Here is a 14,152-nt window from a genome sequence, read left to right on the forward strand (position 1 = left end):
CGATCGAGGCGCGCCCGGCACCATCCCGGCGGCCGCCCGATCCCCCGCCTCCCCTGGGGGGTACCTGGGAGTACCACCCCGCCCATCCCTCCCCAGCACACGCCCGGCCCCCACAAAGAGGCAGTGGTGACCGGAAGGGTGAAGATGGGGACAAGAGGTGGTAGACCGCTCTCAGCGACAGAGAGGTCGGCCGTGGGTACACACGAGGAGCAGGGCGTTGCCAGGCAGGGGTTCGACGTGGCGGACGCCGCGCCTCTGCTGCTCGACGCGCGGGGTCTGGTGACGGGGTGGACCCGGGGCGCGGAGCGGCTGCTGGCGTACGCGGCCTCCGAGGCGGTGGGCAAGAGCGTCGCCGAGCTGCTGAGCTCGGCGGACGCGGCGCGCGTGCCGGAGCTGATCGCGCGGTGCCGCCGGGAGGGCGGCTGGGCAGGGCTGCTCACCGCCCGGCGCAGTGACGGGGCTCCCGTCAGACTCAACGTGCGGATCACATCGGCCCTCGACGCCCAGGGCCCCTCGTGCTGGCTCGTGCTGCTGTCGGAGCTCGCGGACGCCCCCGGCTGGGACATGAGCCGCGACACCCTGGTGCAGATGGTCGCCCGCTCCCCCGTCGGCATAGCGATCGTCGACACGGACTTGCGCTACGTCTGGTCGAACGCGGCCCTCGCCCGGTACGGCGGCGGCCCGCCCTCCCACCGGCTCGGTCTGCGGCTCGCGGACATCCAGCCCGGTCTGGACTCCGAGTCCATCGAGGCGCAGATGCGCCAGGTGCTGGCGACCGGCGAGGCGATCGTCGGCTACGAGCACGTCGGCCACGCCCGCTCCGCCCCACTGCGCGAGACCGCGCACATGATGTCGTTCACCCGGCTCGACGACGGCCATGGCCACCCCACCGGCGTGTACTACACGGTGGAGGACATCACCGACCGGCACCGCGCCCGGCAGCGCCTCGCCCTGCTCGACCGGGCCGGCGAGCACATCGGCCGCACGCTCGACGTCACACGCACCGCGCAGGAGCTGGCGGACGTGGCCGTACCGGGACTCGCCGACCTCGTCATCGTGGACCTGCTGGAGTCGGTGCTGCGGGGCGGGGAGCCCGCGGCCGGGCCGCTGCGGGACACCGATCCGATGCCGCTGCGGCGTGCGGGGCAGCGATCGGTACCGGAGAGCGTGCCGCAGGCGGTCATCGCCATCGGCGAGCCGGTGACGTATCCGGCGGGGTCGCCTCCGATCCGTTCCCTGCGTACGGCCAGGTCCTGGCGCGAGGAGAAGCTGGATCCGCTCGCCGAGGCGTGGGCCGAGCACGCGCGCGGCGGACAGGCCGCCATCTTCCTCGAACTGGGGCTGCACAGCGTGATGATCGTGCCCATCCGCGCGCGGGGCGTCACCCTGGGCCTGACCACCTTCTTCCGGCGCCATCGCCAGGAGCCCTTCGAGCAGGACGACCTGAACCTGGCCGAGGACCTCGTCTCCCGCGCCGCCGTCTGTGTCGACAACGCCCGGCGCTACACGCGCGAGCGTGACGCGGCGCTCGTCCTGCAGCGCAGTCTGCTGCCGCACCGGCTGCCGGAGCAGGAGGCGATGGAGGTGTCCGCCTGCTACCGGCCGGCCGACGAGCTGACCGGCCTGGGCGGCGACTGGTACGACGTCATCCCCCTGTCGGGCGCCCGTGTCGCCCTGGTCGTGGGCGAGGTGCCCGGGCACGGCATCGCCGCCGCCGCGGCCATGGGGCGGCTGCGGACCGCCGTACGGACCCTCGCCGCGCTGGATCTGCCGCCCGAGGAGGTGCTGGCCCACCTCGACGACCTGGTCGCGCGGTCGGCCCGCGAGGAGGGCGTCGAGACGGACGGGGACGAGGCCGCCGTCGCCCAGTCCGTGGGGTCCGGGTGCGTGTACGTCGTCTACGACCCGGTCGACGGGTCGTGCACCATGGCGGCCGCGGGCCATCCGGCGCCCGCCGTCGTCATGCCCGACGGCAGCGTCGCCTTCGTCGACCTTCCGCAGGGCTCGCCGCTCGGCGTGAGCGGCCCGCCGTTCGAGTCGGTGGAGCTGGCCCTGGCGGCCGGCAGCACGCTCGCCCTGCACACCGACGGGCTGCTGGCCGGCGGGGACGACTGGGCCCTGGACGCCGGCCGGGACCGGCTGCGGCAGGTCCTGGAGAATCCCCCGGCCTCGCTCGACCTGCACTGCCGGACCGTGGTCGACGCCCTCGTCCCGACCCGCCCCTACGACGACGTGGCCCTGCTGATGGCCCGCACCCGGCTCCTGGGCGCCGAACAGGTCGCCGACTGGGACCTGCCCGCCGACCCGGCAGCCGTGGCCGACGCCCGTAAGACGGCGGCCCGACAGCTGACGGACTGGGGACTGGAGGAGCTGGCGTTCACGACGGAACTGGTCGTCAGCGAGCTGGTCACCAACGCCATCCGGTACGCCACCGGCCCCATCCGGCTGCGCCTGATCAGGGAGCGCGCGCTGTTCTGCGAGGTCTACGACGGCGGCGCCACCGCCCCCCACCTGCGCCATCCCCGCACTACGGACGAGGGCGGGCGCGGGTTGCTGCTGGTCTCCCAGTTCACCCAGCAGTGGGGCACGCGTTTCGTCCCCGAGGGGAAGATCATCTGGGCCGAGCAGTCCCTGGCGGATCCGTTGCCCTGACCTGACAAATCGGTGCGTATGTAGTACATCCATACATACGCCGTGCAGTGCGGGAACCGGACAGATCCCGGTGGTGAGGCGGGAGCCATGAACGAGACGGCGATCGACTACGAGGCGGTCTTCCAGGCCCTGCCCGGAATGGTCGCGCTGCTGACCCCGGAGCTGGTCTACGCCGACGCCAACGAGGACTTCCAGCGCCTGACCGGGCGCACCCGCGAAGAGCTGCTGGGCCGGTACATCTTCGACGTCTTCCCCGACAACCCCAACGACCCCACGGCGACGGGCATGCGCGATGTCCGGGCGTCGATGCTGCGCGTGGTGGCCACCGGCGAGCGCGACACGATGGCACTGCAACGCTACGACGTCGAGGACCCGATCCTCCCCGGCCACTGGGAGGAGCGCTACTGGAGCCCGATCAACGCGCCCGTCCGCGGCCCCGCCGGGCAGGTGTCCTTCGTGCTGCACCGGGTGGAGGAGGTCACCGAGCTCATCCGGCTGCGCGGCGGCGCACCCGGTGACAGCCGGGCACGAGTGCTGGAGGCCGAGCTGTACTCCCGGGCCCGGGAGCTCCAGGAGCTCAACGAGCGGCTGCGGCAGTCCCACGCCCGCGAGCGCGAGGTGGCCCTGGCCCTGCAGGAGGCGATGCTGCCCGCCCGCCGGCAGGTCGGCAACCACCGGGCCGCGGTGCGCTACCGGCCCGCGGTCGGCGCGCTCAACGTGTGCGGCGACTGGTACGACCTGGTCGACCTGGTCGGCGGCAACCGCATCGGTGTCGCCGTCGGCGACGTGGTCGGGCACGGCCTGAAAGCGGCCGGCGTCATGGGACAGCTGCGCAGCGCGCTCAGCGCCGCCTCGCGCGTCGCCGACGGCCCGGGCCAGGCGCTCGATGTGCTGGGGCGGTACGCGCATGTCGTGGACGGCGCCGAATCGGCCACCGCGGTCACGACGTTCATCGACTTCGACGCCCACACCATCACCTACAGCAGCGCCGGCCATCTGCCGCCCGCGCTGGTCCACCCCGACGGCCGTGTGGAGTTCCTCGATCAGGCCACCGACCCTCCGCTGGACGCCCGCCCCGACCCGAAGCCCAGACCCCAGGCCCTCACCACCTACACCAGCGGCGCCACGCTCGCGCTGTACACGGACGGACTGGTCGAACGCCGCCGCGAGGACATCGACACCGGACTGGCCCGTCTCGCCGACTCCCTCGTCCGCCATCGCACGGCCCACCCCGAGGCCCTCGCCGACGCCGTTCTGCTGGAGTTGCTGCCGCCGGGCGGCGCGACGGACGACACCGCGCTGATCATCGTGCGGCTGTGACGGATGAGCAGACGCACCGGCTCCCCGCAAGGGCGGACCACCTGCCACCCGGCGATCACGATCACGCCAAACCGCGCCATCGGGTTGCCGCGCACGGGTCCGGAACACCAGGCTGGTCCGGCGGTCCTCCCCATCCGCGAACGACGCCCGCCCGCCGCTCATCTGACAGCCAGTCAGGCACATCGGCACGGGTCGGCATCCGTCCGTACCGACCCGGTTCCGGCCGCTCAACCCTGCGCCTACACTGACAGCCCCACGGCACGCTGGTTGACCTGCCAGAACACGGCGGCTCGAGCTGATCCCCCTGAGTGAGGAGCGCCCCCCTTGTTCTACTACGTACTGAAATACGTGCTGTTGGGACCGCTGCTGAGACTGGTCTTCCGACCTCGGATCGATGGCCTGGAGCACGTACCGGCCACGGGCGCGGCCATCGTCGCCGGCAACCACCTCTCGTTCTCCGACCACTTCCTGATGCCGGCGATACTGAAGCGGCGCATCACCTTCCTCGCCAAGAAGGAGTACTTCACCGGCCCCGGCATCAAGGGCCGCCTGACCGCCGCCTTCTTCCGCAGCGCCGGTCAGATCCCGGTCGACCGCACCGGCAAGGAGGCGGGGCAGGCCGCGATCCGCGAGGGACTGGGGGTCCTGAGCAAGGACGAACTCCTCGGCATCTATCCCGAGGGCACCCGCTCGCACGACGGCCGCCTCTACAAGGGCAAGGTCGGCGTCGCCGTGATGGCCCTGAAGGCGCGGGTCCCGGTCATCCCGTGCGCGATGATCGGCACGTTCGAGGCACAGCCGCCGGGCAAGGTCATCCCCAACATCCACCCCGTGAAGATCCGCTTCGGCAAGCCCCTCGACTTCTCCCGCTACGCCGGCATGGAGAACGAGAAGGCGATCCTGCGCGCCGTGACCGACGAGATCATGTACGCGATCCTGTCGCTGTCCGAGCAGGAGTACGTCGACCAGTACGCGGCCGTCGCCAAGGCCGAGGAGACCGCCGCCAAGGCCACGGCCGAGAAGGAGCGCAGGTTCCTGCGGCTGCCCATCCGTTGACGCGGTGCCGTCGGCCGGGCCGGTCGGCGGCGCTCAGTCCAGGGACGCCAGGGCCTCGTCGAGCAGCCCGCGCAGCCGCAGCGCGTCGGCCGCCACGGCGCTCACCAGAGCGGCGGGCCCGGCGAGCGGCATGACGGCGGCACCGTCCCCCAGCACCCTGGCCGCCACCGGGGCTCGCGCGAACTCCGGCCTTACGACGACGAGTTGCCCGACGGCTCGGTATCCGCCGAGCCCGGCGGGACCGTCCCAGCCCCCCGGAGCACCGGGCCCGCAGGCCAGCTCCTGATCAAGGACCACCCGCCCCGCGACCCGCACCCGGATCCGGCTGCTGAGCCGCCCGGGCTCCTCCCCCACCCGCCCGAGCACCTGCTCCTCCCGCAGGACGAGCCGCCCGGCAGCACCGACGTCGACGCGGGTGGTGACGTACAGATCGCTGCCCCGCGCGGAGATCAACTGCTCGGGCAGCCAGTGCAGTTCGCCCCCGTCGGCCACGGACAGCCGTACGTCGTAGCGGGCCTCGCCCTTGGCCTGCCCCGGCAGCGCGATGGTGGCCGCCGCCGATCCGACGCGCAGCCGGGCGCCGTTCTCCACGTCGGCTTCCACGGTGAAGTGATCTCCGCCGAGCGGCCCGCTCATCGCGCCGACCAGCACGACCCGCGCCTCGGTGCCGCTCCCCCGGGTCCGCCGCAGCGCCAGCGGTCCGCCGCCGTCGAGCACGGGCAGCGACGTACCGCCCCGTCCGTCGTCCCGGGCGACGATCCGCGCGAGCGCCCGTACGCCGCCGGCCGAGGTCGTCACGCCGTCCACGCCACGAGCCGCGCCCGCACCCACTCGGCGACGTCCGTCACACCCGGCTCGCTCCTCAACGACTGGAAGACGACCGGCAGTTCGGCGCGCTGCGCCTTGGCGTCCGCCGCCATCCGCGCCAGGTCGGAGCCGACGTACGGCGCGAGGTCGGTCTTGTTGACGACCAGCAGGTCGGCGGTGGTGACGCCGGGGCCGCCCTTGCGGGGGATGTCGTCCCCACCGGCCACGTCGATCACGAAGATCTGCGCGTCGACGAGCCCTTTGGAGAAGGTGGCGGTGAGATTGTCGCCGCCGGACTCGACGAGGATGAGATCGAGCGGCCCGACCTCGTCCTCCAGATCCTCTACAGCTTCGAGGTTCGCGGAGATGTCGTCCCGGATCGCCGTGTGCGGACAGGCCCCCGTCTCCACGGCCGTGATCCGCTCGGGCGGCAGCACCGCCTCCCGCAACAGGAACTCGGCGTCCTCACGCGTGTAGATGTCGTTCGTGACAACGGCCAGGGACAGCTCGTCCCGCAGAGCCCGGCACAGCGCGGCGACGGTCGCGGTCTTACCGGACCCGACGGGCCCACCGAGCCCGATGCGCAGCGCACGCCGCGATCCATCGGCACGGTGAGCATCGGCGCTGACGGCGGAGGGGCCGTCGTGGGAGTGGTCGAGATGCATGGGCGGCTCCTTTGGTACGTGGGTGGTCCGGGGGCGGCGCCCCCAGCGGGGTCGAAGGGGCAGCGCCCCTGGGAATGGGAATGGGTGGCCGGGGGGGGGCGAACAACCCCTACGACGCGAACAGCCGCACAGCCCAGGCCGCATGCACCTCCGCCCCGATCTCCAGCAAGGCCCCCGACGCCGCAGGCAATGCGTCGACCCCACCGCCGGCCGCATCATCGAGCACCCGCCGCCCCGCCTCCACGGCTCGGTCCACCACCCGGTCCACCTCCGGCGCCAACCGAGCCAGCACAGCCGTGGCCTCGAAGGGATCGAGGCTCAGCAACCGCACCGTCGCGCTCGCCGGCCCACTCACACTCTCGTAGGCCGCGCAGTACGCCGCTTCGACCGCCCCCAACCCCGCCACCCGAGCCACGACTCCCAGCACCACCGGCTGATGGGCCCCCTTGGGAAACCGACCCGCCAGAGAGTCGAGCTCCGCCGCAGGCCAGGTGGCCCGAGCCGCCCGCATCAACTGCCGCCCCAGTTTCCGCCCGGCCAGCCGCAACGCGGGCGACGGCGTACGGGCATCGGCCGCCGCGTCCAAAGCCACCGCGTCGCCCCCGAGCGCGGCCGCCGCCGCGAGCGAGGCAGCGACCAGCCCCGCCGTGTGCAACCTCCCCCGGCAGAAGTCCTCCAGGCTCGCGGCCCCGGTGATCCGTCCCGCCTTGACGGCCGCCTCCGCCCCACCGGAGTGCGCATGGCCCCCGGCGGGAAAGCGGCCGTCGGCCAGAACGAGAAGTGCTGCTCGTGTCATCAGAAACCGATCATCAGGAACCGACCCTCAGAACAGGAAGTACCGCTGTGCCATGGGCAGTTCGGCGGCGGGCGTGGCCTCCACCAGCTCCCCGTCGATGTGCACGGCGAAGCTGTCGGGATCGATCCGCACGTCGGGGCGCGCGTCGTTCTCCCGCATGTCGGCCTTGGTGACCCCGCGCGTCGACTCGATGGCCACGAACCGCTTCCCGAGCTGGAGCCGCTCCGGAAGCCCGTCCTCGATGGCGAGCGGTGCCACGAAGTTGACCGAGTTCGATGCCGGGGCGCGCCCGATCGCGCCGAACATCGGCCGGGGCAGGATCGGCTGCGGGGTCGGGATGGAGGCGTTGGCGTCGCCCATCTGCGCGTAGGCGATCTGCCCGCCCTTGATGACGAGTTGTGGCTTGACCCCGAAGAACGCCGGTTCCCACAGCACCAGGTCGGCGAGCTTGCCGCTCTCCACGGAGCCGATCTCGCGGCCGAGGCCCTGCGCGAGCGCGGGGTTGATCGTGTACTTGGCGACGTACCGCCGCACCCGCAGGTTGTCGGCCCGCCCGTCCCCCGGCAGCGCCCCGCGCCGTCGCTTCATCACATGCGCGGTCTGCCAGGTCCGCATGACGACCTCGCCCACGCGTCCCATGGCCTGCGAGTCCGACGAGATGATCGAGATCGCGCCGAGGTCGTGCAGTATGTCCTCGGCCCCGATGGTCGACGGCCGGATCCGGGACTCGGCGAAGGCGAGGTCCTCGGGCACCGCCGCGTTGAGGTGGTGGCACACCATCAGCATGTCGAGGTGTTCCTCGGCGGTGTTGACGGTGAACGGCCGCGTCGGGTTGGTCGAGCTGGGCAGCACATGCGGCTCGGATACGACGGACATGATGTCCGGCGCGTGCCCGCCGCCCGCGCCCTCGGTGTGGTAGGCGTGGATGCCCCGGCCCGCGATGGCGGCCAGCGTGTCGCCGACGAAGCCGGCCTCGTTCAGCGTGTCCGTGTGGATGGCGATCTGGATGCCGGTCCGGTCGGCGACGGTGAGCGAGGCGTCGATGACGGCCGGGGTGGAGCCCCAGTCCTCGTGCAGCTTCAGGCCGAGCGCGCCGCCGCGGATCTGGGAGAGCATCGCCTCGTGGGAGACGGTGTTGCCCTTGCCCAGCAGTCCGAAGTTGACGGGGTGGCCCTCCATCGCCTCCAGCATCCGGGCCAGATGCCAGGGGCCGGGCGTGACCGTGGTCGCCTTGGAGCCCTCGGCGGGTCCGGTGCCGCCGCCGACGAGCGTGGTGATGCCGGAGGCGAGCGCCTCGTCGGCGATCTGGGGGCAGATGAAGTGGACGTGCGCGTCGATGGCGCCGGCCGTGAGGATCCGGCCGTTGCCCGCGATGATCTCGGTCTCGGGGCCGATGACGAGGTCCGGGTGCACTCCGTCCATCGTGTCGGGGTTGCCCGCCTTGCCGATGCCGGTGATCCGGCCGTCGCGGATGCCGAGGTCGGCCTTGACGATGCCCCAGTGGTCGATGATCACGACACCCGTGATGACCGTGTCCGGGGTGCCGTCCGCGCGCGTGGCCCGCGACTGGCCCATGGACTCGCGGATGACCTTGCCGCCGCCGAACACGGCCTCGTCCCCGGCGAGTCCGGGACCGCCGGAACGATCCTCCTCGATCTCGACCAGCAGATCGGTGTCGGCGAGCCGGATGCGGTCACCGGTCGTCGGCCCGAACAGGTCGGCGTACGCGGCGCGGGAGATCTCAGGCATCGAGGGCACCTCCGGTCTCGCCGCGCAGTCCGGGCACCACACGGGCGCCGGCGAGCGGGACGAGTTCGACGTCGACGGGGATCCCGGGCTCGAAGCGCACGGCGGTGCCGGCGGCGATGTTCAGCCGCTTGCCGCGGGCGGCGTCACGGTCGAAGTCCAGACCGGGGTTGGCCTCGGCGAAGTGGTAGTGGGAGCCGACCTGGACGGGCCGGTCGGCGGCGTTGAGAACCGTGAGCCGGGTGACCTCACGGCCGTGGTTGTAGGCAATCGGGCCGTCGGCGAACAGGATCTCTCCGGGAATCATCGAGGCCCCTCTCACGCGATCGGGTCGTGGACGGTGACGAGCTTGGTGCCGTCCGGGAAGGTCGCCTCGACCTGGACGTCGTGGATCATCTCGGGGATGCCCTCCATGACGTCGTCGCGGGTGAGCAGCTTGCGTCCGGAGGACATCAGCTCGGCGACCGTACGGCCGTCCCTGGCGCCCTCGAGGATGTGCGACGTGATGAGGGCGACCGCCTCGGGGTGGTTCAGCTTCAGCCCGCGGGCCCGGCGCTTCTCGGCGACGTCGGCCGCCACATGGATGAGCAGCCTCTCTTGCTCGTGCGGGGTCAGTTGCACGTCCCACCTCACAGTCCTCGCTCCGGACCGTGCGGGGTCCGGTTGCCGCGGCCACGGGGCAAAGTGCCTGGTGGCGTGGATGGGCAGGCTAGTTGGACCGCGTTTCGGGCAAGTTAACCAAGCTGTGATCCATCGGTTACGGCGCCGTCGTCCCGCATGCTCATCAGCGCCCGCAGACCGTCCCGCAGGACCTCGACCGGAACGGGCCCGAAGAGCGACTGCTGTGCGATGAAGCCCAGCACGGCGGCGATCATCGTGCGCGCCACATCGTCGGGCGCCACATCGGCCCGCATCATCCCGGCCTTCTGGTATCCCTCGACGATCTGCCCCCAGGCCGCGCGCACGGACAGGTAGCCCTCCCGGAGGATGGCCGCCAGGTCCTCGTTGCGCAGCGTCTCCGTCCACACCTGGACGACGAGCCGCGGAAACGCGGGCCGGCCGTCGACGACCAGGGACTCGCGGGCGGCGAGTGTCCTGCCGAGGACGGAGGCGACGAGCTCGTCCGGCGGCGAGGGCGGGCTCTGTCGTGCCGCCTCCTCGAAGGCCGCACGAACGGAGCCGAGGACCTCGGCGACGATCGCGCCGATCAGCTCCTCCTTGCCGCTGAAGTAGCGGTACACCGCACCCGCCGACAGGTCGACCTCCTTCAGCACGTCCTGCATGGATGTGGCGTGGAAGCCGTTGCGGGCGAAGCAGATCGCGGCGCCGTCGAGGATCTGCCGGCGGCGGGCGTCGAGGTGTTCCTGGGATACACGGGCCATGCCTCCAAAGTAAAACGAACATTCCTTCTTGACAAGGAGCGGGCTTCCGAAGGAGGTGGGAGCACCAGCAAAACGAACGATCCTTCTTTTAGATCCTTCTTTCAGAGCAGGGAGATTCCATGCCCGCCCTCTCCGCTACACCGCCCAGGAACCCGGCACCCCGGCGTCTGATCGCGGTCGTCGTACTCGTCCCCGTCCTCGCCGCGCTCGCGCTGTGGGCGTTCGCCTGGCCCGCCGCCCGCACGGCCCCGCGCGACCTGCCGCTCGGCGTGGCGGGACCGGCCGCCGCCACGGCCCAGGTCGAGCGGCAACTCGGCCGACACGAGGGCGCTTTCGACATCCACCGCTACGCCGACGAGGCCGCCGCCCGGGAGGCCATCGAGGACCGGACCGTATACGGCGCCGTCGTCGTGACCCCCAAGGGCCCTGAGCTGCTGACCGCGTCGGCCGCGAGCCCGGTCGTCGCCCAGCTGCTCCAGCAGGCGGTGGCCCAGCAGGCCGCCGCCGAGGGCACCCGGGTCAAGACCGTCGACGTGGTCCCGGCGCCCGAGAACGACCCGCGCGGCGCGGCGCTGAACGCCAGCGTCCTGCCGCTCGCCCTGGCCGGCATCGCGGCGGGCGCCGCGGTGACCTTGCTCGGGCTGCGCGGCATCCGCGCCGTGAGCGCCCTGGTCGGTGCCGCCGCGCTGATCGGCGTGGTCGCGGTGTCGATCGCGCACAGCTGGCTGGGCGTGCTGACCGGCGACTGGTGGGCGGAGGCGGGGGTGCTGGCCCTGGCGACACTGGCCGTGAGCGCCGGCGTGGCGGGGCTCGCCGCTCTCGTCGGCACCGCCGGAGTCGGGATCATGGCCGGCACGGTGATGCTGTTCGGCAACCCCTTCTCCGGTGCCGCCTCCGCGCCGCAGATGCTGCCCGAGCCGGTCGGGGTGATCGGCCAGTGGCTGCCGCCGGGCGCGGGCACGACACTGCTGCGCTCGGTGTCCTTCTTCGACGGCGCCGCGGCCACCGGCCCGGCCCTGACGCTGACCTGGTGGGCCGCGCTGGGACTGGGCGCCGTGCTGCTGGGTAACGCGCTCAAGGCGCGCAGGACGAGCACCGAACCCGCGACCGAGCGGGAACCGGCCCCCGTCGGCTGACCGTCCGGGCACACCGGACCGACCGTGCACCCCCGCTGTAGCGGACGGGGGTGCACGGTCTTGTCGTGTCCCCAAGACGCAATCAGCGTCGACCGCATGATGAACGACCCGTCGACCGGCGCCCGATGGGCCTACCGCGTACTCATCCCCATGGCGATCACCGCCGGCGTGCCGACCCTCGCACCGCCTCCCTCACCCTCCCGCCGCCACGATCCAGCCCACCTGGGCGGTATCGGCCGTACTAGGAGGGGTTCGGCCCGCGGTGCTCCGCGGCGATGCCGAAGCGCTGACGTTCGCGGGGAGCGGAAGCGACCTCGCGGACCCGGGAGACCGCGCTGATCACCTGCTCCTCGCCAGGGGCGTCAAGGGCGTCGAGGGCGTCGAGTCGCTCCAGGTCAGCGGCGGAGACAAGGGCGACCAGGGGCTTTCCGTGCCGCGTCACGACGACGCGTTCACCGCCGTACACCACTCGGTTGATGAGGTCGGCGAGCTCAGCCCTGGCTTGCGTCACCGGAATCTCGTAGGCCATGCTCCCCACATTACGTCATGTACGTCCTGTACATTTTTTACGTACACACCGGCAAGGGAGCGTGAGCCATGACCCGACCGTCCGCCCGCTATGTACTGCCCGAGTTCACCGAGCGCACGAGTTCAGGCATCAGGACGCAGGATCCGTACTCGAAGCTGCTGGAGGAGCGGATCGTCTTTCTCGGCACACCGGTCGACGACACCTCGGCGAACGATGTGATGGCGCAGCTCATGTACCTGGAGCACAAGGGCCCCGACCAGGACATCTCGCTGTACATCAATTCGCCGGGCGGCTCGTTCAGCGCGATGTCGGCGATCTACGACACGATGCGGTACGTCGCCTGTGACATGGAGACGATCTGCCTGGGCCAGGCCGGCTCGGCCGCCGCCGTGCTGCTGGCCGCGGGCACGCCGGGCAAGCGGTTCGCGCTGCCGGGGGCCCGAGTGGTGATCCATCAGCCGGCGCTGCCCGAGCCGATCGAGGGTCAGGCGAGCGATCTGGCCATCCAGGCCGAGGAACTGACGCGCGTTCGGGCCCGCCTGGAGGAGACGCTCGCCGAGCACACCGGGCGCAGCCGCGCGCAGGTGGCCGAGGACATCGAGCGGGACAAGGTCCTGACCGCCGAAGAGGCGCTGGGGTACGGGCTGGTGGACCGCATCATCCCCAGCCGCAGGGCCACGCTCGCGCCGCCCACGGGGCGGTGACCGGCCGGTGCTGCCACCTGAGCTGCCGCCGCTGCCCGCGCTGACCCGCGCGGAGGGTGAGTTGATCGACCGTTACCTCGATGTGGTGGACCTGCTCGGCCGGATCAACCCGGCGCAGCACGGCGACACCTACCGCGGACTGCGTGCCGCCCAGGCGCTCGTGAGCAGGGCGGCCGAGCTGCGGGACGCGCTGGCGCTGATGCATCAGCGCGGTGAGACGGAGCTGCACGCGCCCACGCTGGCGCGTGCGTTGCGCGTGCTGGACGGAGAGCGCCGCACGGCTCGCGTCACGGTTCCGCCGTGCTCCGACAGTTGACGACGAGTACCGCCGGATTCCGGACTCCCCGCCCCCCCGACGAGGCGTCCGGAGCCGAGCCGAAACGGACCAAATGGCGTACCCCCTTTCGGCGTAGCGGGCTCTCCTTTTGCGCGGCCGTCAGGGTTGCGCAACGGGCATGACGCCAAGACGGAATTAGGCGTTCCATCCCTGGTCCGGGACTCCTCGGGCGCCTGGACACTCACTCGAACACAGGAGTACCCACCCGAACGGGTGAGTGGTGAGTAACCCCACAAATCCCCGATTCCGTTGGGTATTTCGCTCATCCGTGCGTCAAGATCCCTGACTGACGACAAGCCCCCGCCACAGCGGCGGGGCGGTCCGGGCGGACGCCGAGTCCTGCCGCCGCCCGGATGACCGGTCGACAGGAGTGGATCGGCAGGAGTGGAGGACCCGAGCAAGACGGGTCGCCGGAGCGGACGTTCGTTCGAACCGAGCAACCCTTGGGGTGAAGCCGCGGCAACGCGGCCGGGCAACTTCGCCAGCCCGAATCCGACAGGTCATCCTTCACAGGCGGCTGACGAAGGGTTGCGCATGACTGCGCTCAATCGTGTCCCGTCGCTCATGGTCCGCGCCGGTACGGCCTCGGCCCTCACCATCGCCGCAGTGGGCGGCTCGATAGTGGCACCCGGCTTCACCTCGGAGGCGGAGGCTGCCACGCCGGCGTCGAAGGCACTTCAGGTCGCGGCCTCCAAGAAGGGCTCCCCGTACAGGTGGGGCGCCACCGGGCCGCACCGGTTCGACTGCTCCGGGCTCACGCTGTTCTCGTACAAGAAGGCGGGCAAGAAGCTGCCCCGTACGGCAGCCCAGCAGTACAACAAGACGCGCCACATCTCCGCCAGGAGCCGCAAGGCCGGGGACCTGGTGTTCTTCCACTCGGGGTCGAACGTCTACCACGTCGGCATCTACGCCGGGAAGGGAAAGATCTGGCACTCCCCGAAGACCGGGGACGTCGTGAAGCTGCAGAAGATCTGGACCAGAAGCGTCTGGTACGGCCGGGTCAAGTGACCTTCCCGGGGGCG

General features: G+C 71.6%; 15 protein-coding genes and 1 riboswitch. Of the genes, 7 read left to right on the top strand and 8 right to left on the bottom strand.

Annotated features, from left to right (window positions below):
- Positions 1–192: 192 nt before the first annotated feature.
- From ACZ7NC_RS02570 to ACZ7NC_RS02580, 3 genes are all read left to right on the top strand, one after another.
- Positions 193–2,652, top strand: coding sequence for a SpoIIE family protein phosphatase (locus ACZ7NC_RS02570; protein WP_471484256.1), 2,460 nt, complete (start codon positions 193–195; stop codon positions 2,650–2,652).
- Positions 2,653–2,739: 87 nt separating this feature from the next.
- Positions 2,740–3,972 (top strand): PP2C family protein-serine/threonine phosphatase, encoded by a 1,233-nt coding sequence (locus tag ACZ7NC_RS02575; RefSeq protein WP_471484258.1) that lies wholly within the window; start codon positions 2,740–2,742, stop codon positions 3,970–3,972.
- A gap of 324 nt (positions 3,973–4,296) precedes the next feature.
- Positions 4,297–5,028: a lysophospholipid acyltransferase family protein gene (locus ACZ7NC_RS02580; RefSeq protein ID WP_471484259.1), complete on the top strand. Its 732-nt coding sequence runs from the start codon at positions 4,297–4,299 to the stop codon at positions 5,026–5,028.
- A gap of 33 nt (positions 5,029–5,061) precedes the next feature.
- On the opposite strand, the gene ACZ7NC_RS02585 is transcribed toward ACZ7NC_RS02580, so the two are convergent.
- The 7 genes from ACZ7NC_RS02585 to ACZ7NC_RS02615 form a co-directional block, all read right to left on the bottom strand.
- Positions 5,062–5,835, bottom strand: coding sequence for an urease accessory protein UreD (locus ACZ7NC_RS02585; protein WP_471484260.1), 774 nt, complete (start codon positions 5,833–5,835; stop codon positions 5,062–5,064).
- The gene (gene ureG / locus ACZ7NC_RS02590) at positions 5,823–6,500 is read right to left on the bottom strand and encodes an urease accessory protein UreG (RefSeq protein ID WP_471484262.1); all 678 of its coding nucleotides are present in this window, start codon (positions 6,498–6,500) and stop codon (positions 5,823–5,825) included. The genes ACZ7NC_RS02585 and ureG overlap by 13 nt, the downstream gene beginning before the upstream one ends.
- Before the next feature lie 109 nt (positions 6,501–6,609).
- Positions 6,610–7,296, bottom strand: a complete 687-nt coding sequence (locus ACZ7NC_RS02595) for an urease accessory protein UreF (protein ID WP_471484263.1) — start codon at positions 7,294–7,296, stop codon at positions 6,610–6,612.
- 27 nt (positions 7,297–7,323) lie between these two features.
- Positions 7,324–9,045, bottom strand: coding sequence for an urease subunit alpha (locus tag ACZ7NC_RS02600; RefSeq protein ID WP_471484264.1), 1,722 nt, complete (start codon positions 9,043–9,045; stop codon positions 7,324–7,326).
- Positions 9,038–9,349 (bottom strand): urease subunit beta, encoded by a 312-nt coding sequence (locus tag ACZ7NC_RS02605; RefSeq protein WP_471484265.1) that lies wholly within the window; start codon positions 9,347–9,349, stop codon positions 9,038–9,040. Before ACZ7NC_RS02605 ends, ACZ7NC_RS02600 begins: the two co-directional genes overlap by 8 nt.
- Before the next feature lie 11 nt (positions 9,350–9,360).
- On the bottom strand, positions 9,361–9,663 hold the full coding sequence (locus ACZ7NC_RS02610) for an urease subunit gamma (RefSeq protein WP_471484267.1): 303 nt from the start codon (positions 9,661–9,663) through the stop codon (positions 9,361–9,363).
- 113 nt (positions 9,664–9,776) lie between these two features.
- Positions 9,777–10,424 carry a TetR/AcrR family transcriptional regulator gene (locus tag ACZ7NC_RS02615; protein WP_471484268.1) on the bottom strand — a complete coding sequence of 216 codons (648 nt, stop codon included), beginning with the start codon at positions 10,422–10,424 and terminating at the stop codon, positions 9,777–9,779.
- A gap of 119 nt (positions 10,425–10,543) precedes the next feature.
- Between ACZ7NC_RS02615 and ACZ7NC_RS02620 the strand changes: the two genes are divergently transcribed.
- Positions 10,544–11,560: an ABC transporter permease gene (locus ACZ7NC_RS02620; protein WP_471484269.1), complete on the top strand. Its 1,017-nt coding sequence runs from the start codon at positions 10,544–10,546 to the stop codon at positions 11,558–11,560.
- Positions 11,561–11,801: 241 nt separating this feature from the next.
- Here ACZ7NC_RS02620 and ACZ7NC_RS02625 read toward each other — a convergent pair whose 3' ends face one another.
- On the bottom strand, positions 11,802–12,089 hold the full coding sequence (locus tag ACZ7NC_RS02625; RefSeq protein WP_471484271.1) for a type II toxin-antitoxin system Phd/YefM family antitoxin: 288 nt from the start codon (positions 12,087–12,089) through the stop codon (positions 11,802–11,804).
- A 68-nt stretch (positions 12,090–12,157) separates the two neighbouring features.
- On the opposite strand from ACZ7NC_RS02625, the gene ACZ7NC_RS02630 reads away from it, so the two are divergent.
- The 3 genes from ACZ7NC_RS02630 to ACZ7NC_RS02640 all read left to right on the top strand — a co-directional run bounded on the left by ACZ7NC_RS02630 (position 12,158) and on the right by ACZ7NC_RS02640 (position 14,138).
- Entirely contained in the window at positions 12,158–12,793 is a 636-nt protein-coding gene (locus tag ACZ7NC_RS02630; RefSeq protein WP_471484273.1) for an ATP-dependent Clp protease proteolytic subunit, read from the top strand.
- Positions 12,794–12,800: 7 nt separating this feature from the next.
- A complete protein-coding gene (locus ACZ7NC_RS02635; RefSeq protein ID WP_471484274.1) occupies positions 12,801–13,109 on the top strand; it encodes a hypothetical protein in 309 nt (102 codons plus the stop codon).
- 419 nt (positions 13,110–13,528) lie between these two features.
- A riboswitch (cyclic di-AMP (ydaO/yuaA leader) is annotated at positions 13,529–13,661 on the top strand.
- Positions 13,662–13,664: 3 nt separating this feature from the next.
- Positions 13,665–14,138 (top strand): C40 family peptidase, encoded by a 474-nt coding sequence (locus ACZ7NC_RS02640; RefSeq protein ID WP_471484275.1) that lies wholly within the window; start codon positions 13,665–13,667, stop codon positions 14,136–14,138.
- The last annotated feature ends 14 nt before the right edge of the window (positions 14,139–14,152 follow it).

The sequence above is a fragment of the Streptomyces sp. NPDC111802 genome (assembly GCF_055634335.1).

What these genes read in the sequence shown, in the direction of transcription:
- ACZ7NC_RS02575 (WP_471484258.1), top strand. Translation starts at nt 2,740, where the DNA reads ATGAACGAGACGGCGATCGACTACGAGGCGGTCTTCCAGGCCCTGCCC.
- ureG (WP_471484262.1), bottom strand. Translation starts at nt 6,500, where the DNA reads ATGCATCTCGACCACTCCCACGACGGCCCCTCCGCCGTCAGCGCCGAT.
- ACZ7NC_RS02595 (WP_471484263.1), bottom strand. Translation starts at nt 7,296, where the DNA reads ATGACACGAGCAGCACTTCTCGTTCTGGCCGACGGCCGCTTTCCCGCC.
- ACZ7NC_RS02600 (WP_471484264.1), bottom strand. Translation starts at nt 9,045, where the DNA reads ATGCCTGAGATCTCCCGCGCCGCGTACGCCGACCTGTTCGGGCCGACG.
- ACZ7NC_RS02605 (WP_471484265.1), bottom strand. Translation starts at nt 9,349, where the DNA reads ATGATTCCCGGAGAGATCCTGTTCGCCGACGGCCCGATTGCCTACAAC.
- ACZ7NC_RS02615 (WP_471484268.1), bottom strand. Translation starts at nt 10,424, where the DNA reads ATGGCCCGTGTATCCCAGGAACACCTCGACGCCCGCCGCCGGCAGATC.
- ACZ7NC_RS02620 (WP_471484269.1), top strand. Translation starts at nt 10,544, where the DNA reads ATGCCCGCCCTCTCCGCTACACCGCCCAGGAACCCGGCACCCCGGCGT.
- ACZ7NC_RS02625 (WP_471484271.1), bottom strand. Translation starts at nt 12,089, where the DNA reads ATGGCCTACGAGATTCCGGTGACGCAAGCCAGGGCTGAGCTCGCCGAC.
- ACZ7NC_RS02630 (WP_471484273.1), top strand. Translation starts at nt 12,158, where the DNA reads ATGACCCGACCGTCCGCCCGCTATGTACTGCCCGAGTTCACCGAGCGC.
- ACZ7NC_RS02640 (WP_471484275.1), top strand. Translation starts at nt 13,665, where the DNA reads ATGACTGCGCTCAATCGTGTCCCGTCGCTCATGGTCCGCGCCGGTACG.